The organism is Phytobacter sp. (genome assembly GCF_059074235.1).
This window is the reverse complement of the sequence record NZ_JCACPZ010000006.1, coordinates 315,779-339,183: the sequence shown is the minus strand read 5'-3', so window position 1 is coordinate 339,183 and position 23,405 is coordinate 315,779. Positions and strand designations below refer to the sequence as shown.

24 protein-coding genes, 1 pseudogene and 1 riboswitch are annotated in these 23,405 nt (G+C 51.9%); of the genes and pseudogenes, 11 read left to right on the top strand and 14 right to left on the bottom strand.

Annotated elements, in window-relative coordinates; all coding sequences use genetic code 11:
* Nucleotides 1–11: 11 nt before the first annotated feature.
* The 5 genes from rnd to yoaA all read right to left on the bottom strand — a co-directional run bounded on the left by rnd (nucleotide 12) and on the right by yoaA (nucleotide 6,386).
* Complete coding sequence (gene rnd, locus AC5JPW_RS16310) at nucleotides 12–1,139, bottom strand: ribonuclease D (RefSeq protein WP_494241968.1); 1,128 nt, start codon at nucleotides 1,137–1,139, stop codon at nucleotides 12–14.
* A gap of 71 nt (nucleotides 1,140–1,210) precedes the next feature.
* Nucleotides 1,211–2,896, bottom strand: coding sequence for a long-chain-fatty-acid--CoA ligase FadD (gene fadD / locus AC5JPW_RS16305; protein ID WP_494242385.1), 1,686 nt, complete (start codon nucleotides 2,894–2,896; stop codon nucleotides 1,211–1,213).
* A gap of 205 nt (nucleotides 2,897–3,101) precedes the next feature.
* Complete coding sequence (locus AC5JPW_RS16300; protein WP_494241966.1) at nucleotides 3,102–3,683, bottom strand: Slp family lipoprotein; 582 nt, start codon at nucleotides 3,681–3,683, stop codon at nucleotides 3,102–3,104.
* Between the two features lie 37 nt (nucleotides 3,684–3,720).
* Nucleotides 3,721–4,416 (bottom strand): tRNA (adenosine(37)-N6)-threonylcarbamoyltransferase complex dimerization subunit type 1 TsaB, encoded by a 696-nt coding sequence (gene tsaB / locus AC5JPW_RS16295; RefSeq protein WP_494241964.1) that lies wholly within the window; start codon nucleotides 4,414–4,416, stop codon nucleotides 3,721–3,723.
* Nucleotides 4,417–4,475: 59 nt separating this feature from the next.
* On the bottom strand, nucleotides 4,476–6,386 hold the full coding sequence (yoaA, locus tag AC5JPW_RS16290; RefSeq protein ID WP_494241962.1) for a DNA repair helicase YoaA: 1,911 nt from the start codon (nucleotides 6,384–6,386) through the stop codon (nucleotides 4,476–4,478).
* 110 nt (nucleotides 6,387–6,496) lie between these two features.
* Between yoaA and AC5JPW_RS16285 the strand changes: the two genes are divergently transcribed.
* Nucleotides 6,497–6,841, top strand: a complete 345-nt coding sequence (locus AC5JPW_RS16285) for a RidA family protein (RefSeq protein ID WP_494241960.1) — start codon at nucleotides 6,497–6,499, stop codon at nucleotides 6,839–6,841.
* Between the two features lie 35 nt (nucleotides 6,842–6,876).
* On the opposite strand, the gene AC5JPW_RS16280 is transcribed toward AC5JPW_RS16285, so the two are convergent.
* Nucleotides 6,877–7,914 carry a DUF7716 domain-containing protein gene (locus AC5JPW_RS16280; protein WP_494241958.1) on the bottom strand — a complete coding sequence of 346 codons (1,038 nt, stop codon included), beginning with the start codon at nucleotides 7,912–7,914 and terminating at the stop codon, nucleotides 6,877–6,879.
* Between the two features lie 35 nt (nucleotides 7,915–7,949).
* Nucleotides 7,950–8,165, bottom strand: a complete 216-nt coding sequence (locus AC5JPW_RS16275; RefSeq protein WP_494241956.1) for a YoaH family protein — start codon at nucleotides 8,163–8,165, stop codon at nucleotides 7,950–7,952.
* Between the two features lie 83 nt (nucleotides 8,166–8,248).
* Between AC5JPW_RS16275 and pabB the strand changes: the two genes are divergently transcribed.
* The 4 genes from pabB to AC5JPW_RS16255 all read left to right on the top strand — a co-directional run bounded on the left by pabB (nucleotide 8,249) and on the right by AC5JPW_RS16255 (nucleotide 13,469).
* Complete coding sequence (pabB, locus tag AC5JPW_RS16270; RefSeq protein WP_494241955.1) at nucleotides 8,249–9,610, top strand: aminodeoxychorismate synthase component 1; 1,362 nt, start codon at nucleotides 8,249–8,251, stop codon at nucleotides 9,608–9,610.
* 5 nt (nucleotides 9,611–9,615) lie between these two features.
* The gene (locus AC5JPW_RS16265; protein ID WP_494241953.1) at nucleotides 9,616–10,194 is read left to right on the top strand and encodes a CoA pyrophosphatase; all 579 of its coding nucleotides are present in this window, start codon (nucleotides 9,616–9,618) and stop codon (nucleotides 10,192–10,194) included.
* A gap of 182 nt (nucleotides 10,195–10,376) precedes the next feature.
* On the top strand, nucleotides 10,377–11,741 hold the full coding sequence (gene sdaA, locus AC5JPW_RS16260; protein WP_494241951.1) for an L-serine ammonia-lyase: 1,365 nt from the start codon (nucleotides 10,377–10,379) through the stop codon (nucleotides 11,739–11,741).
* A gap of 132 nt (nucleotides 11,742–11,873) precedes the next feature.
* The gene (locus tag AC5JPW_RS16255) at nucleotides 11,874–13,469 is read left to right on the top strand and encodes an EAL domain-containing protein (RefSeq protein WP_494241950.1); all 1,596 of its coding nucleotides are present in this window, start codon (nucleotides 11,874–11,876) and stop codon (nucleotides 13,467–13,469) included.
* A 2-nt stretch (nucleotides 13,470–13,471) separates the two neighbouring features.
* On the opposite strand, the gene yoaE is transcribed toward AC5JPW_RS16255, so the two are convergent.
* Entirely contained in the window at nucleotides 13,472–15,031 is a 1,560-nt protein-coding gene (gene yoaE, locus AC5JPW_RS16250; RefSeq protein ID WP_494241948.1) for a CNNM family cation transport protein YoaE, read from the bottom strand.
* Nucleotides 15,032–15,471: 440 nt separating this feature from the next.
* Between yoaE and manX the strand changes: the two genes are divergently transcribed.
* The 5 genes from manX (at nucleotide 15,472) to mntP (ending at nucleotide 19,614) form a co-directional block, all read left to right on the top strand.
* On the top strand, nucleotides 15,472–16,431 hold the full coding sequence (manX, locus tag AC5JPW_RS16245) for a PTS mannose transporter subunit IIAB (RefSeq protein WP_494241946.1): 960 nt from the start codon (nucleotides 15,472–15,474) through the stop codon (nucleotides 16,429–16,431).
* Nucleotides 16,432–16,489: 58 nt separating this feature from the next.
* On the top strand, nucleotides 16,490–17,290 hold the full coding sequence (locus AC5JPW_RS16240) for a PTS mannose/fructose/sorbose transporter subunit IIC (RefSeq protein ID WP_494241945.1): 801 nt from the start codon (nucleotides 16,490–16,492) through the stop codon (nucleotides 17,288–17,290).
* A gap of 12 nt (nucleotides 17,291–17,302) precedes the next feature.
* On the top strand, nucleotides 17,303–18,154 hold the full coding sequence (gene manZ / locus AC5JPW_RS16235) for a PTS mannose transporter subunit IID (protein ID WP_494241943.1): 852 nt from the start codon (nucleotides 17,303–17,305) through the stop codon (nucleotides 18,152–18,154).
* Between the two features lie 55 nt (nucleotides 18,155–18,209).
* Nucleotides 18,210–18,665: a DUF986 family protein gene (locus tag AC5JPW_RS16230; RefSeq protein WP_494241941.1), complete on the top strand. Its 456-nt coding sequence runs from the start codon at nucleotides 18,210–18,212 to the stop codon at nucleotides 18,663–18,665.
* Between the two features lie 200 nt (nucleotides 18,666–18,865).
* Nucleotides 18,866–19,041, top strand: a riboswitch (yybP-ykoY riboswitch).
* 6 nt (nucleotides 19,042–19,047) lie between these two features.
* Nucleotides 19,048–19,614 carry a manganese efflux pump MntP gene (gene mntP / locus AC5JPW_RS16225; protein WP_494241939.1) on the top strand — a complete coding sequence of 189 codons (567 nt, stop codon included), beginning with the start codon at nucleotides 19,048–19,050 and terminating at the stop codon, nucleotides 19,612–19,614.
* Here the strand turns inward: mntP and rlmA are convergent.
* The 6 genes and pseudogenes from rlmA to mgrB all read right to left on the bottom strand — a co-directional run bounded on the left by rlmA (nucleotide 19,611) and on the right by mgrB (nucleotide 22,983).
* Nucleotides 19,611–20,420 carry a 23S rRNA (guanine(745)-N(1))-methyltransferase gene (gene rlmA, locus AC5JPW_RS16220; protein ID WP_494241937.1) on the bottom strand — a complete coding sequence of 270 codons (810 nt, stop codon included), beginning with the start codon at nucleotides 20,418–20,420 and terminating at the stop codon, nucleotides 19,611–19,613. The two genes, mntP and rlmA, sit on opposite strands and share 4 nt — an antisense overlap.
* A gap of 151 nt (nucleotides 20,421–20,571) precedes the next feature.
* Nucleotides 20,572–20,781 (bottom strand): transcription antiterminator/RNA stability regulator CspE, encoded by a 210-nt coding sequence (gene cspE, locus AC5JPW_RS16215; RefSeq protein WP_001062678.1) that lies wholly within the window; start codon nucleotides 20,779–20,781, stop codon nucleotides 20,572–20,574.
* A 12-nt stretch (nucleotides 20,782–20,793) separates the two neighbouring features.
* Nucleotides 20,794–20,938, bottom strand: a pseudogene (locus tag AC5JPW_RS16210) (DUF2627 domain-containing protein).
* Nucleotides 20,939–21,436: 498 nt separating this feature from the next.
* Nucleotides 21,437–22,450 (bottom strand): MBL fold metallo-hydrolase, encoded by a 1,014-nt coding sequence (locus AC5JPW_RS16205; RefSeq protein ID WP_494241919.1) that lies wholly within the window; start codon nucleotides 22,448–22,450, stop codon nucleotides 21,437–21,439.
* Between the two features lie 27 nt (nucleotides 22,451–22,477).
* The gene (locus tag AC5JPW_RS16200) at nucleotides 22,478–22,765 is read right to left on the bottom strand and encodes a YebO family protein (RefSeq protein ID WP_494241918.1); all 288 of its coding nucleotides are present in this window, start codon (nucleotides 22,763–22,765) and stop codon (nucleotides 22,478–22,480) included.
* 74 nt (nucleotides 22,766–22,839) lie between these two features.
* Nucleotides 22,840–22,983: a PhoP/PhoQ regulatory lipoprotein MgrB gene (gene mgrB / locus AC5JPW_RS16195; RefSeq protein WP_494241917.1), complete on the bottom strand. Its 144-nt coding sequence runs from the start codon at nucleotides 22,981–22,983 to the stop codon at nucleotides 22,840–22,842.
* A 159-nt stretch (nucleotides 22,984–23,142) separates the two neighbouring features.
* Between mgrB and AC5JPW_RS16190 the strand changes: the two genes are divergently transcribed.
* Nucleotides 23,143–23,382: a YobH family protein gene (locus AC5JPW_RS16190; RefSeq protein ID WP_494241915.1), complete on the top strand. Its 240-nt coding sequence runs from the start codon at nucleotides 23,143–23,145 to the stop codon at nucleotides 23,380–23,382.
* The last annotated feature ends 23 nt before the right edge of the window (nucleotides 23,383–23,405 follow it).

Genomic DNA, 23,405 nt, shown 5'->3' with positions numbered 1-23,405 from the left:
ATTTACAGGTATTATCGCGGGTACTGCGCTAATAAAGTTTTCAGTTGATCGGCCATCAATTCTGCACGCCAGCCATTAATTAACTCAGGCAGAGTCGACAGCGTTTTCAATTGCCAGTGCCAGTTAAGCAACTGATTAATCTGCCGACGTGACGCCAGCAATTCAGCGCTCAATCCTCTGGCTTCACTCACACTCTGTACAAGCGCTTTAATATCTTTGAATGCTTTGCGATAACCTGGCATATCAATCAGATTCAGCAGCGGCTCCGGCAGGGATTCTTCAGGCAAAGCCTGTGCCTGCGCGACCAGTGCCAGCAAGGTTTTACCGTGGAAACGGATCTCGCTGCCTGACAGACCAATGCTATCCAGCTCACCCATACTGCCTGGCATATAACGCGCCACGGCCCATAGGTTCTCTTCACGCACCACAAAGTTAACCGCCAGATCACGCTCACGCGCTTTACGCAGACGCCAATCGGCAAGCAGGCGCAGGCAACCTAGCTGGCGAGTACGCAGTTGCCAGGCGTTGCTGATTTCACGCCAGGCCTCTTCCGGGGCCAGTACTTCCTGACGACGCTGCATCATCAGACGACATTCATCCAGCGCGGCATCCAGCCAACCCGCCTGCGCGGTTTCGGCCATTAACTTTTGGGCAATCGGTAACAGATACCAGACGTCCGCCGCCGCGTAATCGCACTGCCGTTCTGTCAGTGGACGCGCTAACCAGTCAGTGCGGGATTCACTTTTATCAATCGCGAGGCCAGTGAACTCTTCCACCATTGAGGCAAAGCCCCAGGACAGCGCGCGCCCACAAAACGCCGCGAGGATCTGGGTATCAATCATCGGCTGCGGCTGCATGCCAAACGCATTGAGGAACACTTCAAGATCTTCACTGCCGGCATGCAGGAATTTGGTCACACTGGTGTCGCTCAGCAGTGCGCGAAACGGTGCCCAGTCGGTTATGGCCAGCGGGTCGATTAAGGCGAGCTGCTCACCATCGAACAACTGGATTAAACCGAGTTGAGGGTAATAGGTACGAGTGCGGACAAATTCGGTATCCAGCGCAACGGCATCTTTCGCACCCGCGACTTCACATAGCGCGGCGAGTGCTTCGTTGGTGGTGATCATCTGGTAATTCAAATCATTTTCTCTTCAGTTTGCGCCCATAAAAAACGCCGGATTAACCGGCGTTCAGGCGACTAACGCATAGCTCAGACTTTATTGTCCACTTTGGCACGGGCTTCGTCACGCAATTCTCGTCGTAAAATTTTGCCAACGTTAGATTTCGGCAGTTCCGTGCGAAACTCCACCTTTTTCGGCACCTTGTAGCCGGTAAGTTGACGGCGACAGAACGCAATCAACGCCTCTTCCGTTAAAGAGGCATCTTTTTTCACCACGAAAATTTTGACCAATTCACCGCTAATTTCCGAGGGGACACCTACAGCCGCCACTTCCTGGACGCCCGTGTGTTGCATCACGACATCTTCAATCTCATTTGGATAAACGTTGAAGCCGGAGACCAGAATCATGTCTTTTTTGCGATCGACAATGCGCATAAAACCTTCATCATCCATCACGGCAATATCGCCAGTGTACAACCAACCATCCTTGATGATTTCGTCAGTGGCGTCAGGGCGTTGCCAGTACCCCAGCATCACCTGTGGCCCTTTCACGCAAAGCTCGCCGGGTTCACCGTGCGCGACTTCATTGCCCTCGTCATCCACCAGTTTTACATCGGTTGAAGGCACCGGCAGGCCAATGCTGCCGCTGTGGTAGTCGATATCATGCGGATTCACACTCACCAGCGGCGAGCACTCCGTCAGACCATAACCTTCCAGCAGGTACTGCCCGGTGAGTTTAACCCATCGCTCAGCAACGGCTTGTTGCACCGGCATGCCGCCACCTGCGGACAGATGCAGTGACGAGAAATCCAGTTTGCGGAAATCTTCGTTATTCAGTAACGCATTGAAGAGCGTGTTCACACCGGTCATGGCGGTGAACGGATACTTTGCCAGCTCTTTGACCAGACCCGGAATGTCACGCGGATTGGTGATCAGCAGGTTTTGCCCACCCAGTTCGATAAACAGCAGGCAGTTCATGGTCAGGGCAAAAATGTGGTAGAGCGGTAGCGCGGTCACCACCAACTCAGTACCGCGATGCAGCAAGGGACCGTAAGTCGCATTGACCTGCTCGAGGTTTGCCAGCATGTTTCGGTGAGTCAGCATTGCTCCTTTCGCCACACCGGTTGTACCACCGGTGTATTGCAGGAAGGCCAGGTCGTCAGTGGTTACTTCTGGTTTTACGTACTGCTGCCGGTAGCCCGCTTGCAACGCACGACGGAAAGAGATCGCATCCGGCAGGTGGTACTTCGGTACCAGGCGTTTAACGTATTTGACGACAAAGTTGACCAGGGTGCCTTTTGCAGGGGAGAGTTGGTCGCCCATGCGGGTCAGAATCACGTGACGCACCTGGGTTTTATCGACCACTTTTTCCAGCGTATGGGCAAAGTTGGAAACGATAACGATAGCCGCCGCGCCACTGTCGTTTAACTGGTGTTCAAGCTCACGCGGCGTATAGAGTGGATTAACGTTCACCACAATCATCCCGGCACGCAAAATACCGAACAGGGCAACCGGGTATTGCAGGAGGTTTGGCATCATTAGTGCCACACGATCGCCCTTCTTCAACCCCAGCCCCTGCTGAAGGTAAGCGGCAAACGCCCGGCTACGTTCTTCAAGTTTGCGGAAGGTCATCACCTCCCCCATGTTAACGAACGCAGGTTGATCGGCGTAGCGCGCCGTTGAGTGTTCAAAGAGTTCAACCAGGGATTGATAACGATCGGGATTGATTTCCGCAGGCACATCGGCGGGATAACGGTTAAGCCAAACCTTCTTCAATGCATCACCTCTAAAATGGATATTCGACGTCATCACAACCCCTGTTAATAAACAGGTCGTTAACATAATATTAACTCAGCGTACCAGTTTATTAATTGTGCAAACTGAAGGTTGCGAAGCACGTCACTAATTATTTTTCTTATCGTCTTTCAAATAAAGAAACAGCGGACCAGCCGCTGTTTCATTTGCTTTGTGGAACAGAGCGTTACTCTGTTACAACACTTTGCACCTGTGCCGGGCCGGGGTTATACCAGCCCCATCCGCCGTAGCCATAACGCCACGGGTGAGGCCCCATCATCCAGGGATCCATCGGGGCGGGCGGCAGCACCACTTGTTTCGCGATATGCCAGCGTTTGTAACCTTCAGCATTCACTACGAGGAATTTATAGGGCGCACCGCCCACCTGACCATCGTAGGTGCCGGTAATCGGTCCAACAACCGTCACCAGTTGATCCTGGAAATCAACCGGATCGATAAATCCATTCACTTCAGCAAAAATACGCCCGATTGAAGCTTCACCCAAAATGGGGCGAGCACCACTGTCCAGCGGTACAGCGGCGATTTCCAGACGTGTTTTACCTTTCTGGTTGTCAACCTTCACCACTTTGCCGCCAAAACGAGATTCCTGCCCCACATAAAGTTGCGGCGCATTCATCACGCGCACCAAATCTTCCTGCGGTGTTGGACTGTTTCCTTTAATCGCGTCAGGCACGGTGACACAACCACTCAGCGCCGCAGCAACGAGACCGGCTGACAGCCAGCGCAAAACCCTTCTTTGATTCGCCATGATGCGACTCCTTAAACTCAGCTTGTACTACTGAGATTCATTCACGGCCCGGAAGTTTCTTCCATGCCACTTCGTTTCGCAAATAAACAGGTTCGGATTGCTCAACAGCAACGGTGCGCCCCTCAGCAAGCATCTGCAGGGCGATGGGCAGCATATCCTGTGCGGCGGGAAGTTCTACGCTACCATCGGTCAGCGTGAGGCCTGAAGAGGCCCCCATTTCCGGCCAGGCTTTCCAGCCGGTACCGACGGTCGCCCAGGCACCATCCAGTTGTGCCAGGCGCGCTTCGACAGCTTCAGGTTTGAGAACGGCTTCAGTATCTTCACCCTGCCAGATGCCGTTTTCATCACGCTGATACTCAGCCCAGTAGACTTCACCCATACGTGCGTCGATCGCGGCCAGCACGCGCGTGGCACCGGTTTGACGCCATGCGCCCTGCGCCATAGTGACCAGGGTTGAGACGCCAATCATCGGCAACTCAGCGCCCAGTGCCAGCCCTTGTGCAATACCAATGCCGATACGAACGCCGGTAAAGCTGCCGGGACCGCGTCCAAATGCCAGCGCATCCAGTTCAGACAGCGCCACACCACCTTCGGTGAGGACGTCGTTGACCAGTGGCAGAATGCGTTGCGTGTGTTCGCGAGGGCAAAATTCGAAGTGAGCAAAGGTTGCTCCGTTGTCATGCAGTGCAACGGAGCAGGCTTCAGTGGCGGTATCAATAGCCAGAATTCGCATGGGTAGTAAACGTCCCGGTAAAACAAAATGGCGCGCATATTAACACAGTCTGCGGCAAATTACTCCGCTTCGCCCGCCGCCAGGAATGCAACCGCGCGCTGAATATCCCGGGTACGGGGCGCAGGCGGCAGGCTGGAGAGAAACACCGCACCGTAGGGGCGCATGACCAGCCGGTTGTCACAGATAACCAACACTCCCCGGTCGTCGACGTCACGAATCAAACGCCCCACCCCTTGCTTGAGGGTAATCACAGCATCCGGAAGCTGAACTTCATCAAACGGATCGCCACCGCGCAGACGGCAATCTTCCATGCGCGCTTTCAGCAATGGATCGTCAGGTGAGGTAAACGGCAGCTTATCGATGATCACCAGCGAGAGTGCATCACCACGTACATCCACCCCTTCCCAGAAACTACTGGTTGCCACCAGCAAGGCATTCCCAGCGCTGACGAACTGCTGCAAAAGTTGCCCCTTGCTCGTTTCGCCCTGCAACAACACCGGCAAGGTCATACTGGCGCGAAACTCTTCGGCCAGACCGCGCATCATGGCATGAGAGGTACACAACATAAAACAGCGCCCGTTGTTGGCTTCGATAATGGGCTTAAGCATTGCCGCCAGATGGCGCGCCGCACCGGGCTGGTTAGCCTGCGGTAAGTTGCGGGGAACGCAGAGCAGTGCCTGACTGGCATAATCAAAGGGGCTGGGGAGCAACAGTGATTCCGCGTCGTCAATGCCCAGACGCGCGGTGAAATGGTGCAAATCGTCATTCACCGACAGGGTGGCGGAGGTGAAAATCCAGCTCCCTTTTTTGGTCGCCATGACCTCTTTAAATTTATCGGAGACCGACAGCGGCGTCAGCGCGAGGGTGAAATGCCGCGAAGTGCATTCATACCAGTAGCTGTAACCCGGCTGGTTGTAATCTTTCAGGCGTTTGAGTCTTGCCCGGTAAAGCGTCGCCCGTTCGAAGGCTGCATCCAACAGGGCCGATCGTCCAAGGGATAATTTTGCTACGTCATAGCAAAGCTCAAGGGCGTCATCGAGTAGCAGCAGCGCGCGCTGAATATGGGCATCCGCCAGCAGTTCACGCAGGTTTCCGCGATAACCCGGCTCGCCCAGTTGCAGGCGGAAATCCTGGGTGCTTTGCGCCAGTCTGTCGGCACATTTCTGTAACTGCTGGGTGTCTTTAAGCTCCGTGCGGTAGGAGATGGTGAAATCTTTCGCCAGGTCCAGCAACTGACGACTGGAAAGTGACTGTCCAAAGTACTGGCTGGCAATGTCCGGGAGCTGGTGCGCTTCATCGAAAATCATCACGTCGGCTTCGGGAATTAATTCACCAAAACCGCTCTCTTTCACCACCATGTCAGCGAGGAAAAGATGATGGTTCACCACCACCACGTCAGCATCCATCGCCTTTTTACGCGCCTTTACCACAAAGCAGTCTTTGTACATCGGGCAGTCGCTGCCCAGACAGTTGTCGTTGGTGCTGGTGACCAGCGGCCAGGCAGCAGAATCCTCAGCGACACTTGCACAGGTGCTGATATCTCCGTCTGCCGTGTTGTTGGACCAGGAGCGCAGCATTACCACGTCGCTCAGCGTCTGTACCGGCAGATCGCCGCCCGCCAGAACCTGTTGCTCAAGGCGTTCGATACACAGGTAGTTGGAACGCCCTTTTAGCAGCGCCGTACGGCCACTAAACGCCAGCGCTTTTGCAACGGTAGGAAGATCGCGGCTATAGAGCTGATCCTGCAACGCTTTGGAGCCCGTGGAAATGATCACTTTTTTCCCGGATCGCAATGCTGGAGCCAGGTAAGCATAGGTTTTCCCGGTACCGGTTCCCGCCTCGACCACCAGCGGTTGCGTCCGCGCAATCGCCTCACTCACAGCGTGCGCCATCTGGCGCTGCGGCTCGCGCGGCTTAAACCCCGGTATCGCTTTGGCCAACTGACCGTCTGTTGCAAAATCGTCTGTCACACTGCCCCCACACTGGATAAATCGCCAGCGATTATGTCAGGGCATTGGGTTTTTCGCCAGTCTGTGGCAGTCTTGCCCGCATTCATAAGGAAAACCCTGAGGAAGAAAGTATGACTGTTACCCGCATTGACGCTGGCGCCCGCATGTCTGACGTGATTATTCATAATCAAACGCTGTACTACACCGGCGTCCCCGAAAATCTTGATGCAGATGCGTTTGAGCAAACCGCTAATACCCTGGCGCAGATTGACGCCGTACTGGCTAAACAGGGTAGCGATAAGACCCGCATTCTGGATGTGACCATTTTCCTGGTAGAGAAAAGTGATTTCGCGGCGATGAATAAAGCCTGGGATGCATGGGTTGTCGCCGGGCAAGCACCCGTACGTTGCACCGTTCAGGCGGAGCTGATGAATCCGAAGTATAAAGTCGAAATCAAGATTGTTGCTGCGGTCTGACATCACAACATCCCGCGCGTGCCCCGCGCCGGATGTTATTCCATGTCCAGAAAATCGTCGTGCTCGAGGTAGTGATTAAGTGCGCGGATGATTTCGTCGTCGCTGGCGTGCGGCTTTTGCTGATATGCCAATTCAATGACCGACTGAAAATGCTCACTCATACAGGCGAAGTGAGGGTAACGCTCCGTTGACGCTGCTGCTTCGTCATTGCTGTCGACCACGTAGAGCTCATCCCCTGCCTGAAAAACACCGTCGTGTGTTGAATAGAGACTGTAGTAAAGCGTCGTTCCCTGCCCGGCTTTCACGCAGGCCATCAGCGCTTCGATGCCGATCGGCATATTAAGTCGCAGGGTTTCAAGCGCGGGTCCAGTTGTCTGAAAAGTGAGAGTGGCACCGGTGGCCTGTAACTCTCGTTCCAGAGAACGCAGCCGCAAGCGAAAATCCTCGCCCACACAAACTGGCAGGTTGGTGACAAAGCTCAGGGCATCGGCAAGCGGTAAATTCAATGTTTTTCTGAGGACCTGAACGACCTTGAGTTTCTGCGCACCGATATCGGTAATGAGCAGACGCCCCGCCTGCCAGTCCTCCGGGGCCACATCCGGCGCATTATCTCCCTCGTTGTCGCGTTCCTGCCAAGCTTGCCGCAGTTCGAGCCAGAAAGGACTGTCCGGTTCTGTATGCGCATCAAGTATCACCAGCGCATCCGCCTCATCTGCATCGCGCAGTTGAGTTAAAAGAGCAAGAAATGATTGTAAATCGGCCGCAATACGTTCTGCTTGCCACCTACCCGCGCCATGTGCCGCAGAATAGACCGGGTAGCCGTCCGTCTCTTCAGTCAGATCGATAAAAAAAGGATCGTCTAATCCATTAAGGGCTATCAGATACCAGTTGGGTTGCCACGCATCGGGCGTGTCTGCCATCAGGTTTTCCCCGGTGATGCCATGCCAGCGAAAACCGCTATGCCACTCGTGCCATTGTTCTGGTTGCGGATAGTGGAAGGGAAGCATGATGTCACCCGGGATGACTGCCGCGGTGATAAATACGCGGATTGCATCAGGTATCGGTTCAGACATCGTGTTTTTCAATTACCACCTCCACATTCAGGATGTCACTCGTCTTCGTTTTCGTCTTCGGTCTCGTCTTCGTCTTCGTCTTCGTCTTCAAAAAGCGCCACGATACGTTCGCCCGTATGGCTGGCGCGCAGTTCATTGGCCACAAGAGTAATCGCCTCTCCGCTGCTCATGCCCTGCGACATCAATTCCTGAATACGCTCGACGGCTTTCTGCTGCTGTTCGTGACTGAGGGAAGGTAAACCTGCAAACATGGGTAACTCCTGCTAAATTATTGGCGCTAATTATTTCATGCGCCGTGGCCATGCGCCAGCGTTCGCGTTCAGAGCCAGTAATAATGAAGAAATCTACCCCCGCTATAATGCCATTGCCCTGGCAATCCGATGCCGCTGAAAACTATTTTTCCGCCGTTCAACATCTGCCATGGGCCATGTTGCTCCACTCCGGTCATGCAGTTCATGCCTACAACCGGTTTGATATTCTGGTCGCGGATCCCTTAGAAACCCTGGTGACTCACGGGCATAACACGCGGATTCGCGATACCTCCGGAGAGCAACTTTCAACGGAAGATCCACTGACTTTACTTCAGCAACGTATTGATAAGGCAAATATTCACCCCCAAACCAACGATGCGCTGCCCTTCCAGGGGGGAGCACTCGGGCTCTTCGGTTACGATTTAGGCCGTCGGTTTGAGGTGCTCCCAGCAACGGCTGATGCTGATATTGCTTTGCCCGATATGGCAGTGGGTATCTACGATTGGGCAATAATTGTCGATCACCACCTCCGGCAGGTGACGTTAATCAGCCACGGGGATATTGACGCACGCTTCATCTGGCTTTCTCAGCAAATGCCTTTGCCCGTCCCGCCGTTTCGTTTGACTTCAGAGTGGCAGTCCAATATGACCCGCGAAACCTACGGGGAAAAGTTCCGCCAGGTGCAAGCGTGGCTGCATAGTGGGGACTGTTATCAGGTCAATCTGGCCCAGCGTTTTCAGGCACATTATGCGGGCGATGAATGGCAGGCATTTGTGCATCTTAACCGTTCGAACCGCGCTCCGTTCAGCGCGTTTATCCGTCTCGAAGAGGGGGCGGTGTTGAGTCTGTCACCCGAGCGGTTTATTCAGATTTCCGCTGACACTATCCAGACTCGGCCGATCAAAGGCACCCTGCCGCGCCTTGCCGATCCGCAGGCTGACGCCCTGCAGGCTGGAAAACTGGCAGCCTCTCCCAAAGATCGCGCAGAGAACCTGATGATTGTCGATTTAATGCGTAATGATATTGGTCGCGTAGCGGTGCCGGGGAGCGTGCGGGTACCTGAACTTTTTGTGGTTGAGCCTTTCCCTGCCGTTCACCATCTTGTCAGCACCGTGACGGCGAAATTACCACCGTCTCAACATGCCAGTGATGTGCTCCGTGCTGCGTTTCCCGGCGGTTCGATTACCGGGGCCCCCAAAATACGGGCGATGGAAATCATCGATACGCTGGAACCCCAGCGGCGTAATGCCTGGTGTGGCAGCATCGGGTACCTCAGCTTTTGCGGCAACATGGATACCAGTATCACCATCCGCACACTGACAGCATGGCAAGGTCAACTGTACTGTTCAGCCGGTGGCGGAATTGTCGCTGACAGCAACGAAGATGCGGAATATCAGGAAACTTTTGATAAGGTTAACCGTATCTTGCAGCAACTGGAGAAGTAAAAAACATGACGCATCCTGTTCTGACGCTGGATGATTTTTTATCCCGATTTCAACTTTTGCGCCCACAGTTAAAGCCCAGTGTCACCAATACGCGTCAGGCAGCCGTGCTGGTGCCGGTTGTGCGTCGCGAGCAGCCAGGTCTTCTCTTAACCCAGCGTTCGCCTTTTTTGCGTAAGCACGCAGGTCAGGTTGCCTTCCCCGGTGGCGCGGTAGATGACACGGATGCGTCACTGATTGCCGCCGCGTTGCGTGAGGCGCAGGAAGAAGTCGCGATTCCCCCTGAGGCGGTTGAAGTGATTGGGGTCTTGCCTCCGGTCGACAGCGTCACCGGATTTCGCGTCACGCCGGTTGTCGGCATTATTCCGCCCGACTTGCATTACCACGCCAGCGAAGATGAAGTGGCATCGGTCTTTGAAATGCCGCTGGCAGAAGCCTTGCGTTTGGGTCGCTACCACCCGCTCGATGTTCATCGCCACGGTAATGCTCACCGGGTATGGCTGTCGTGGTATCAGCATTACTTTGTCTGGGGCATGACGGCAGGAATTATTCGCGAGCTTTCCCTACAGATTGGCGACCGCCCTTGACTATACTTTAAGCAAAGCAATCAGTAGGTGAATGCTTTCAGCTGCCCGACATGAGAAAAATCGCTGCCAGGCATTAGTTTAATTCATGTGAATAGTTCAACCGTGAAATTACTTCCCTCTTACACTATGCGCAGTTATTACATCGTTACCGGAGCCCCGGTAACCCTGTCAGGAGTGTTAATGTGATTAGTATATTCGACATGTTTAAAGTGGGAATTGGTCCTTCTTCCTCCCACACTGTTGGCCCGATGAAGGCCGGAAAACAGTTCGTCGATGACCTGGTCGAAAAGGGATTGCTGGAGCGCGTTACCCGCGTTGCAGTGGACGTTTATGGTTCACTGTCGTTAACGGGTAAAGGCCACCACACCGATATCGCCATCATTATGGGTCTGGCCGGCAATGAGCCCGCAACCGTGGATATTGACACTATTCCGGCTTTTATCCGTGATGTTGAAACCCGTGGCCGCCTGCTGTTGGCGTCCGGTCGCCAGGAAGTGGATTTCCCGCCAAATGATGGCATGCGCTTCCATAGTGACAACCTGCCCCTGCACGAAAATGCCATGAGCATTCATGCCTGGAGCGGCGAAAAACAGATTTACAGCAAAACTTACTATTCGATTGGTGGTGGTTTTATTGTCGATGAGGAACATTTCGGCAAAGAAACCGTTAGCAGCGTCAGCGTCCCGTATCCTTTCAAATCAGCGAGCGAAATGCTGGGCTATTGCCAGCAGACCGGGTTGTCCCTCTCCGGCATGGTGATGCAGAACGAACTGGCACTGCACAGTAAGCAAGAGATTGAAGCCTATTTTGGACACGTCTGGGCCACAATGCGTGCCTGTATCGATCGCGGAATGAATACGGAAGGTGTGCTGCCAGGCCCACTGCGTGTTCCGCGTCGCGCCTCTGCTTTGCGCCGTATGCTGGTTGCCAGCGACAAATTATCCAGTGACCCGATGAACGTGATCGACTGGGTTAACATGTTTGCGCTGGCCGTTAACGAAGAAAACGCCGCTGGTGGCCGCGTTGTCACCGCACCAACGAACGGCGCTTGCGGTATTGTTCCTGCCGTACTGGCCTATTACGATCACTTTATCGAATCCGTTAGTCCAGATATCTATATCCGCTACTTCCTTGCAGCCGGCGCCATTGGCGCGTTGTACAAAATGAATGCCTCCATTTCCGGTGCTGAAGTGGGTTGCCAGGGAGAAGTGGGTGTAGCCTGCTCCATGGCCGCTGCGGGTCTTGCCGAACTACTGGGTGCAAGCCCGGAGCAAGTCTGTGTGGCCGCTGAAATTGGTATGGAACACAACCTGGGGCTAACATGTGACCCGGTTGCCGGCCAGGTACAGGTGCCTTGTATTGAACGAAATGCTATCGCATCAGTGAAGGCGATTAACGCCTCACGCATGGCGATGCGCCGTACCAGTGCACCGCGTGTCTCTCTGGATAAGGTTATTGAGACCATGTACGAGACGGGCAAAGATATGAATGCCAAATACCGCGAAACTTCACGTGGCGGACTCGCGATCAAGGTTCAGTGCGACTAATACCCCTTTAAAGCCCTTCTGCAACGGAAGGGCTAATTTATTTCGCTTTCATCTCGCTTTCCTCATTTCCCCACTACACTTTCTGTGTTCTGGCGGTTATTCCAGGCCAGTGGCTATACAGGCGGTCACGGCATGCAAACAGCACAGCGGATCATTTCAGGTTACCGACGAAAACGCATTCTGGTCTGCGCGCTAATGGCTATGGCAGTGCTGATGGGTACGCTGGCAGTTCGATTTATTTTGGAGCGCAATTTAAATCAGGATAAAATTGCCGCGTTCACCGCGCATGCCGTGCAATCTCTTGATAAATTACTCTTACCGCTCGAACTTAAGCGCAGCGATGTCATTCCGCTGGTCGGGCAGCCATGCGCCAGCGCCCATTTCTTGCTGCGAAAACAAGCTGCCAGTCTGCAGACTGTTCGTTCTATTGGCCTTATCAAAGACGGTATTTTGTATTGCTCCAGTATTTTTGGTTATCGGGATGTGCCGATCAACCAACTACAGCCAGCCCTCCCCAGCACCAAACCCTTACTCCTGCTCTCTACCGATCAGTCTTTGCTAAAAAATACGCCGGTGATGATTTTCTGGTACCCCACCACCACCGATGGTCAAAGTGGAATCATAGAGATCATCAATATTGGGTTGTTAACGAATTTCACCCTTGAGCCTGTTTCCCCTCTCATTACCGGCGCCAGCCTGAGCGTTGGGCAACAGAATCTTATCTACGGGAAAAGCGTCACGGACATCCTGCCCGAAGCGGATGATGAGGAACGCTATCATCAGTCTTCTGATCATTTCCCGTTTACCATTACCGTTACCAGCCCGGGAGCAGCCCAACTGGCGCTGCATTACCTGCCTTCTCAACTGCCGCTGGCGCTGATGTTGAGTTTACTGGTCGGGTATGTCGCCTGGCTGGCGACGGCCAACCGAATGAGTTTTTCATGGGAAATTAACCTTGGCCTTGCCGCGCGGGAATTTGAGCTATTCTGTCAACCGCTTCTAGATGCAGACAGCAACAAATGCATTGGCGTTGAGATACTGCTGCGCTGGAATAACCCACGGCAGGGGTGGATCTCACCAGAGGTGTTTATCCCGATTGCGGAGGAGCATAACCTCATCGCGCCCCTCACACGTTATGTGATGGCGGAAACTCAACGTCAGCTTGGTTTATTCCCTGCCGACAGTAAATTTGAGATAGGTATCAACGTTGCGCCCAGTCATTTACGCCATGGCGTGCTCCTTAAGGATTTAAACCAGTATTGGTTTAATACCCACCCGGTTCAACAGCTCACCATCGAACTGACCGAACGCGATGCCTTGCAGGACGTGGATTACCGGATGGTCCGTGAGTTGCGTCGTAAAGGGGTTAAAATTGCAATTGATGATTTTGGTACCGGCAATAGTTCACTCTCATGGCTTGAGCGTTTACATCCGGATGTGCTGAAAATAGACAAGTCGTTTACCACCGCAATTGGCACTGATGCGGTGAATTCCACAGTGACGGATATGATTATTTCACTGGGGCAGCGTTTGCACATTGAACTGGTGGCGGAGGGGGTTGAGAATCCCCGGCAGGCACAGCATTTGCGCCAGCGGGGAGTTCATGTACTACAGGGTTTTTTATATGCGAAGCCAATGCCAATTAAAGAATTTCCGCGCTGGCTGGCGGGGTGGACATCTCCCCCCGCCCGCCGCAATAAACTGATGATGCCGTTTATGCCGCTATGAAATTACTCTTCTTCATCGTATAGCGGTCGCTCTTTAACAACCCGCACCAGATCGACACGGTAGTCATTGGCTTCCACTACGGTTATCTGCAGTGGTTTAAGCTCCAGGACATCACCAGGACGCGGGATCTGACCATTAATAGCGATGACCAGACCAGCAACCGTGGCGATGTCTTCCGCATCATTGACCAGCGTATCCAGTTGCAGGGTATGTTGTAGTGCGTGCAGGTCCGTCGCACCTTTGACTAACCAACCATCACCATCGGCAACAATTTCTGGCGTTTCGTCCGCATCCGGGAATTCACCCGCGATGGCTTCAAGTACATCCAGCGGCGTAACCAGCCCCTGCACCACGCCAAATTCGTTGGTCACGATAACAAAACTGCCACGGGCACGACGCAGAACGGCGAGAAGCTTAATCGGGTCCAGGGTTTCTGGCACCACGATGGCAGGAGACATTGCTGCAATAGCCGCAACATCCCCCCCCTCTTCCAGTGCCACCAGCATCTCTTTAGCACGCACGATACCAATCACTTCGTCCAGTTCACCCCGACAGACCGGGAACAGACTATGCGGTGACGAGAGCAACTGCTGGCGGATTTCGTCCACGCCCAGATTCGCATCTACCCAACTGATTTCACCGCGTGGCGTCATGATACTGCGCAGCGAACGCGAGGCCAAAGTCAGCACGCCGTTAATCATATAGCGTTCTTCTTCTGCAAAGGCGCCTTCCGGTACTGGCACTGCCGCCGGACTTTCCGCATCCTGCGGTTGGTTGGTCTGACGTTTACCCCCCATCAAACGCAGGATGGCATCTGCTGTTCGGGCACGCAGCGGGACCGTAGATTGATGTCGGATAAAGTTACGACGGGCAATCTGGTTAAACAGCTCAATGATGATTGAGAAGCCAATAGCCGCGTATAAGTAACCTTTCGGAATATGGAAGCCAAAACCTTCCGCTACCAGACTCAAACCGATCATCAGCAAGAAGCTCAGGCAGAGCACGACCACTGTCGGATGTTGGTTAACAAAGCGGGTTAACGGTTTTGAAGCCAGTAACATCACCGCCATGGCAATCACGACCGCTGCCATCATCACCGGCAGGTGGTTCACCATACCGACTGCGGTAATCACCGCGTCAAGTGAGAACACCGCATCAAGAATGACTATCTGTACGACAACCACCCAGAAACTGGCATAACCTTTTCCTTGTCCACCTTCGAGCTGGCGGTTCTCTAACCGCTCATGCAGCTCCGTCGTGGCCTTGAACAACAGGAATATCCCCCCGAACAGCATGATTAAGTCTCGACCGGAGAAGGTGAAATCCCAGACGGAAAACAGCGGTTGGGTCAGCGTAACCATCCAGGAGATCAGCGAAAGCAGTCCCAGGCGCATGATCAGCGCAAGAGAAAGGCCAATCAATCGTGCCTTGTCGCGCTGTTTCGGCGGCAATTTGTCGGCAAGGATGGCAATAAAGACCAGGTTGTCGATACCGAGAACAATTTCAAGGACGACAAGCGTCAACAGGCCCGCCCAGATTGAGGGGTCCATTAAGAATTCCATGGCAAACTCCTGCTCAAAATAAGGCCAGACAGCGCGCACGAGCGCACAGGCATGATGACATTAAGGGGGTGTGAAATACGGAAATGGTTGGCAAAAAATTGCCAGAGGGTGAACTGACGTCGGTGACGGTCCATACAGTGGGCTGATGCCCTGTACTCCTGAAATGTTAAACAGAATGTAAACATATCAGAGAGGCTTTACCTTTGGCAAAGATTTACCTGAATTTGCATTTTAAAGATATTTTTCGATTCGAATTTTCTTAAATGCTTAACGTAAATTACGGATCTTCATCACATAAATTATTTTTTCGCTATCTAAAATAAATCCCGGAAGTCTTAGTTTTTCCTCTCTGCCCCTTATCTGAATCGATTCGGTCTCCTGAGAGGTTCACAACACATAGTTTACTGATGTGTTAACGATAAAAACGAAGGAGGTAGCAAGTGACCATTGCTATTGTGATAGGCACACATGGTTGGGCTGCGGAACAGTTACTCAAAACCGCTGAAATGTTATTAGGCGAACAGGAGAACGTCGGCTGGATTGATTTCGTTCCCGGCGAAAATGCCGAAACGTTAATCGAGAAGTACAACGCACAACTGGCGAAGCTCGATGTCCATCAAGGCGTGCTGTTTCTCGTCGATACATGGGGTGGAAGCCCATTCAACGCAGCCAGCCGCATTGTCGTCGACAAAGAGCATTATGAGGTGGTCGCCGGAGTTAACATTCCGATGCTGGTCGAAACATTGATGGCTCGCGATGATAATCCCACTTTTGACGAACTGGTTGCAGTGGCAGTTGAAACCGGTCGCGAAGGCGTCAAAGCACTGAAAGCCGCACCTGTCCAAAAAGCCGCACCTGTGGCAACACCTAAAGCTAACATCCCAGCTAAGCCAATGGGCCCGAATGATTATATGATCCTCGGTCTGGCGCGGATTGATGACCGTCTTATTCATGGTCAGGTCGCCACCCGTTGGACCAAAGAAACCAACGTCACGCGCATTATCGTGGTCAGTGATGAAGTGGCTGCCGATACCGTGCGTAAAACACTCCTCACTCAGGTCGCCCCTCCCGGGGTAACGGCGCATGTGGTGGATGTCGCCAAAATGATCCGCGTCTACAACAACCCGAAATATGCCGGTGAGAGGGTCATGCTGCTGTTCACCAACCCGACCGATGTTGAACGCGTGGTTGAAGGTGGCGTGAAAATTACTTCCGTGAACATTGGCGGTATGGCATTCCGTCAAGGGAAAACACAGGTAAACAACGCTATCTCTGTTGATGAGAAAGATATTGACGCTTTCAAAAAGCTCAATGCACGCGGTATTGAGCTTGAAGCCCGCAAAGTGTCTACCGACCAGAAACTGAAAATGATGGATTTGATTGCCAAAGTGGCGAAATAACCACCCGGCATTTACTTAGTTTTCACACATAAGTCTGTATAGCAATAGGAGAAGTACAATGGAGATTACCACTCTTCAGATTGTGCTGGTGTTCATCGTCGCATGTATCGCAGGTATGGAATCGGTACTCGATGAATTTCAGTTCCACCGTCCGCTGGTGGCCTGTACGCTGATCGGCGCCGTTCTCGGGGATATGAAAACCGGTATTATCATCGGTGGTACCCTGGAAATGATTGCTCTGGGCTGGATGAACATCGGTGCCGCCGTAGCACCCGATGCTGCGCTGGCTTCCATTATCTCTACCGTCCTGGTTATTGCGGGTCACCAAAGTATCGGTGCAGGTATCGCACTGGCGATTCCTCTCGCAGCAGCAGGCCAGGTTCTGACCATCATCGTTCGTACCATCACCGTGGCATTCCAGCACGCAGCGGATAAGGCAGCGGAAAGCGGCAATCTTACTGCGCTCTCCTGGCTGCATGTATCTTCACTGTTCCTGCAGGCAATGCGTATCGCTATCCCGGCAGTTATCGTGGCAATTTCAGTCGGTACCAGTGAAGTCCAGGGCATGCTTAATGCTATTCCCGAGGTGGTTACCGGTGGTCTGAATATTGCGGGTGGTATGATCGTCGTTGTGGGTTACGCAATGGTCATCAACATGATGCGTGCTGGCTACCTGATGCCTTTCTTCTACCTCGGTTTTGTGACAGCGGCTTTCACCAACTTCAATCTGGTTGCGTTGGGTGTGATTGGGACCGTTATGGCTATCCTCTACATTCAATTAAGCCCGAAATATAACCGCGTAGCAGGTGCACCAGCTCAGGCTGCTGGTCACAACGATCTCGATAACGAACTGGACTAGCAGGTGAGCGAAATGGTTGATATGACTAAAACGACCCCCGAGAAAAAACTCACTCAGAGTGACATTCGTGGCGTGTTCATTCGTTCTAACCTGTTCCAGGGTTCATGGAACTTCGAACGTATGCAGGCGCTGGGCTTCTGTTTCTCCATGGTACCGGCAATTAAACGCCTGTATCCGGAAAATAATGAAGCACGTCGCCAGGCCATTAAACGCCACCTTGAGTTCTTTAACACCCACCCCTACGTTGCAGCACCGGTACTGGGTGTCACGCTGGCGATGGAAGAGCAACGTGCAAACGGAGCTGAAATTGACGACGGCGCCATTAACGGTATCAAAGTCGGTCTGATGGGGCCGCTGGCAGGCGTAGGTGACCCGATCTTCTGGGGTACGGTTCGTCCTGTATTTGCCGCATTAGGTGCAGGGATCGCCATGAGCGGCAGCCTGCTGGGGCCTTTACTGTTCTTTGTGCTGTTTAACCTGGTTCGTCTTGCAACCCGTTACTACGGGGTGGCCTATGGCTACCGCAAAGGGATCGATATCGTTAAAGATATGGGTGGCGGCTTCCTGCAAAAACTGACTGAGGGGGCGTCAATTCTTGGCCTGTTTGTCATGGGGGCATTGGTTAACAAGTGGACGCATGTGAATATCCCGCTGGTCGTCTCACGCATCACTGACCAGACAGGTAAAGAAAACGTCACCACTGTACAAACCATTCTCGATCAGTTAATGCCAGGCCTGGTGCCATTGCTGCTGACCTTCGCCTGCATGTGGTTACTGCGTAAGAAAGTGAACGCACTGTGGATCATCGTTGGCTTCTTTGTCATCGGTATCGCAGGCTACGCCGTTGGCCTGTTAGGCCTGTAATCTGTTGTGCTATAACCGGGGCCTGGCCCCGGTTTTTTTATTCTCAGGAGACACAATGACGCTCACGGACAGCATACTGGTATTGTTTATTGCCGCCCTTCTGGCTTACGCCATTTATGACGAACTGGTCATCCCTCGCCGCAACGGCAAAGCGCTGCTGACGCTTCCCCTGCTTCGCCGCAGCCGGGTAGATGCCACCATTTTTGTTGGTCTGCTGATCATCCTGATTTATAACAATGCCGTAAACGGAGGGACATCTTTAACCACATGGTTATTATGTGCGCTCTCGTTGCTCGCAATATACCTTTTCTGGATCCGTGTCCCCAAAATCATCTTTAAAGCGCAGGGCTTTTACTATTCCAGCGTATGGATTGAATATACCCGTATTAAAGAGATGAATTTATCTGAAGATGGCGTCCTGGTCGTGCAATTAGAGCAACGACGCCTACTTATCCGGGTAAAAAATATTGACGACCTTGAGAAGATATATAAATTTCTCGTTAAAAATTAATCAGATAACAATGACCACACCAATAATATCCGTATATTAATTGAGCATACTTATAGCCATTGCTATATTATTTCGCTCAAAAGTACCTAACTTTATTAACGTTATTTTTACCAACAAATCTAAATGAAAATCGTTATCAATAAGTAGACGGGGTTATAATTTTCTGTTGTTGTTTTATATTCTAAAAATATGTTAAGGTTGCGCCCGTCGTTGGGGAGTAGCCGATTTCTTCTTATTTAGAAATGTACGTGTCAACATACTCGTTGCAAAACGTGGCACGTACGGACTGAAATCATTCAGTCAGGCGAGACCATTGACACACTAACTGCTGTTTACTGGGGGCAGTGGTGTGTTATATGGAATTCCCGGTCAGGACGCTCGCATGAACCTATCCGCAACAATTCTTCTCGCTTTTGGCATGTCGATGGATGCATTTGCCGCTTCAATTGGCAAAGGTGCGACACTGCACAAACCTAAGTTCTCTGAAGCTCTGCGTACTGGCCTCATTTTTGGCGTGATAGAAACGCTGACCCCGCTTATCGGCTGGGGGATGGGTATGCTCGCCAGTCAGTTTGTGCTCGAGTGGAACCACTGGATTGCCTTCGTTTTACTCGTTTTTCTCGGTGGGCGAATGGTACTGGAAGGTTTTCGTGGTGAGAGTGAGGAATCGGGTGAGGCACTACGCCGCCATGGGTTCTGGTTACTGGTCACGACAGCGATAGCCACCAGCCTGGACGCCATGGCCGTCGGTGTCGGCCTCGCCTTCCTGCAAGTCAACATTCTCACTACCGCCCTGGCGATTGGATGCGCGACGCTTATTATGTCAACTTTGGGTATGATGATCGGTCGCTTTATCGGCCCACTGCTGGGTAAACGCGCTGAGATTTTGGGCGGCGTCGTGCTGATCGGCATTGGTATACAGATCCTGTGGGGCCATTTCGCCCCTTAATCCCTGCGGCGCAGGCAGTGCAGCGTAAAATCAGTCTGACAGCGGAAGTGCTCTTCTTTGGCTAAGGTTTCCCACACTTCAGGTTTTGCCCGCCAGGCGAAAGGCGTCATTTGCAGTAATGCAACGGCTTGCGTCCCCGTCAGGTTCATCTCATAGGCAATTGACTGCTGCTCAATCACCTCAAAGCCGTCAATTTCACCGGTGTCAGGCGCATGCAGTTGTGCCTCTTTGTAGATCAATCCCTTTAGTTCCAGAAGATGACGTGGCCCCGGTGCGGCAGTGATGACCATTCCCCCTGGCTTTACCACGCGTGACAGCTCTTCCGCCTTACAGGGAGCATAGATGCGCACAACAGCGTCAATGCTACTGTCCTGGAACGGCAACCGATGGCTCGATGCAACGCAGAACATGACCTGCGGATAGCGCTTTGCTGCTGCACGAATAGCGGCCTTTGACACGTCCAGACCGAAGGTTTGAACGTCCTGACGGGACTCAGCAAACGCGTTTGTGTAGTACCCTTCCCCGCATCCGATATCGAGGATCGCGCTCGCCTCTGCTGGCAATGAGACCTTCAGCTTTTCGCTGATAGCATCACGCAGTGGCTGATAATGCCCGGCATCAAGAAACGCACGGCGGGCCTGCATCATTTCAGCGCTGTCTCCCGGGTCACGGGAACGCTTATGTTGCACGGGCAGTAAATTAACATACCCTTCTTTCGCTATATCAAACTGGTGGCGATTAGCGCAGGAAAAACTGCGTTCTGAGCGACTCAACGGCGTGTGACAAAGCGGGCAACTGAAGGGCATAACGACTCCGGAACTCTACAAAGGGCGAAAGTGTACCGCCATTCTTCGCGCCGGGGAATGCGCAGCAGAAATTAAAAAGCCCCGCACAAGTGCGAGGCTTTCCGCTGACATTGATACGCCAAAGGCGCTTCAAGCATCAGTGGTTTTGAAATTAGATGGCTGTTACGTTTACAGCAGCCGGGCCTTTCTGGCCGTCCTGAATTTCAAACTCAACGTTCTGACCTTCAGCCAGGGTTTTGAAGCCGTTACCCTGGATTGCAGAGAAGTGTACGAACACATCTTTGCTGCCGTCAGCAGGAGTAATGAAACCGAAGCCTTTAGACTCGTTGAACCACTTAACTTGACCTTTAATCTTTGCCATTTGCAATATTCCTTAATGTATATACTTCGCCCGCAGGCATTAACTGAGATAAAACTGAGACATTACTGCTTGAGGCACTAATATAAGGTTCGGCAGAGAAGCGGTATTCAACGAAAACGTGTTTACTCAGAACTTCTATACTGAAAATGCCACACATAAACAGAACTGTACCTCGTTTGACCCAAAACGTGTTATCACACACAACGTTAAATATGGCAAGCCATTTTTAAACATGTCTGGATCCGTCGCACAAATTACAGGGTTATCAACACAAGTAATGCACATTTCAGCAATGTGGTTAACCTTAAATGAAGCAACGGATACAAGCATGATGTGCATAACAAACACACGCATTTACTTTAGCCCACACGGCTTCGTTAGTCTACGTAAGCGCTTAAATTTATTCAGATATAGCGTATATCATCGCTGCCATTTAAGCGTAGCTTTACTATTAACAAGTGATGAGTTAAGTCTGTTCTTAACATAAGAGATGGCAAAGCAATTGCGCTAGTTGACTATCGGATAATTGTTGTGCAAATAATCGCCCATATGCACCAAAATAATGAAACCTTGATGACAGTGCCTCATTAACAGGCAATAAAAACGTTTCGATAAAATTAAAACTGTTTTAATTATGAGAAATAATAAAATAGTATCAATCGTCTTTCTTTTTTTCTGGCAACATTAAATATTGACCAATTTTGAGGATTGCGAAATTTGCGAACTCAGTCACCGTTTCGTTTAACGTTTCCTGTAACTCACGCACTGGTTCGTCGATAGATTCATCTGCAAGTTCAAATACCCCCCAGTGGATAGGGAAAGCGAGTGGTTTACCCAACTGCTGCCATAATCGAACTGCCTGCTGCGGATCCATATGATTTGGAGCCATAAACCACCGGGGCGCATAGGCTCCCACAGGAAGTGCGACTACATCAATAGGTCCCAGCCGTTCCGGTATTTGCAGCAGATCGTTGGTATAGCCTGTATCTCCCGGAAACCAGAACCGACATTCGGCGCTTTCAATCACCCATCCGCACCATAATGATGCATTCCGATCCCAAAATGTCCGCATACTCCAGTGTTGCGCCGGTACTGCGGTGTAAACCAGCCCCTGGAAAATAAAACGCTGCCACCAGTCAAGCTCAACAACATTCTTCGCGCCCCGACGATGAAACCATGGTCCTAACCCCAGAGGAACAAAAACCGTGACGTTCGGAAAACGTGTCAGCAGCCGCCGGATAGTTTTGTCATCAAGATGATCATAATGATTGTGTGAAATAACGAGTGCATCGAGTGCAGGCAGCTCGTCAATCTGCAGGGATAGCGACGTACGTCGCTTCGGTCCGGCAAATGAGACCGGTGAAGCACGGTGGGAGAATACCGGATCGGTCAGAATATACTGCTGCTGTATACGGAGAAGAATGGAAGAATGCCCGAGCCACCAGAGTTTATTTTCTGTGCCCTGCTGCTCCACCTCAGCCGGTTGCCACCAGCGCCCAATAAAATGGTTATACCCCTCCGAAGGAGGACGAGGAAGTCCGGCTGCTTTTCTCTCTTTTCGCCAACGTTGAACATCACCAGGCTGATGGCCACCTGGAGTGAGATTCGTAAAACCTTCGGCAGAATGGTGGGGAAGCGAAGCATCAAACCATGGATTTTTCCGTGTCATGCCACACTCCCCTGCACACTAAGGATATTAGCGCTCAGCCACTAAACGAATAAATTCATCGTCTTTGCCTTTACTCTCAACTTGCTGCTCAGCCGGTGCCTCTTTTTCAGGCTCATTGGCTTCACATAAGCGACGTAACAACACATTTTGACGTTTTTGTTGATCGAGCATCGCCTCAAGCAATTCGATCTGTTCGTTTGTACGAGAACTCGCGCGATTGATGAAGAACCACAGCGCCAGCCCTACCAGTAACACCACCACTGAAACAATCAATGACGCAAAACTAAGCGCGCCAGAATTTATGACTTCGTTCATTACACCACCTCTCCCAAAACGCAGTATTCTATCACTGGCGGTGAGGAAGGGCATCGCCTGTGGTAAAAAAGCGACTACCAGGGGATGAATTTATTCACAACACAAATACCGCTGAAAAACTGTACATCCTCGTCACACATCACGTTTAGCATTTGAGTCCAGAGCAGCAGGCAAATTGCCAACACGGCAACCAGCAACAGCCATCTATATTTTCTCACTCCACTCTCCGAAACTTCACTGAATGCAAATAAGTTAGCACGCTTATCTTAAACCGCGACTAACCGTATTTGCTTTCGGCGTTTTTTAGGAATGCTCATCTTGTGGTTGCTCAGGATTGGATTAGCCTGATATTCAAAGTTTACCTACAAGGAAGAGATATGCGTATGCTCATTCGGACAATTGTCCTCTTAGCGTTAGTATGGGTCGGGATTTTGTTGAGCGGGTATGGTGTGCTTATTGGCAGCACCGAAAATGCTGCGGGGTTAGGGCTGCAATGCAAATACCTGACCGCGAGAGGTATCAGTACCGCGCAATATGTCCATTCCAGTAGTGGCATTATCGGTCTGACCCAATGCCCGATTCTGCGTAAGAGTGATAACGTGGTCGACAACGGGTAAAAAAATGCCGCCAGCAGGCGGCA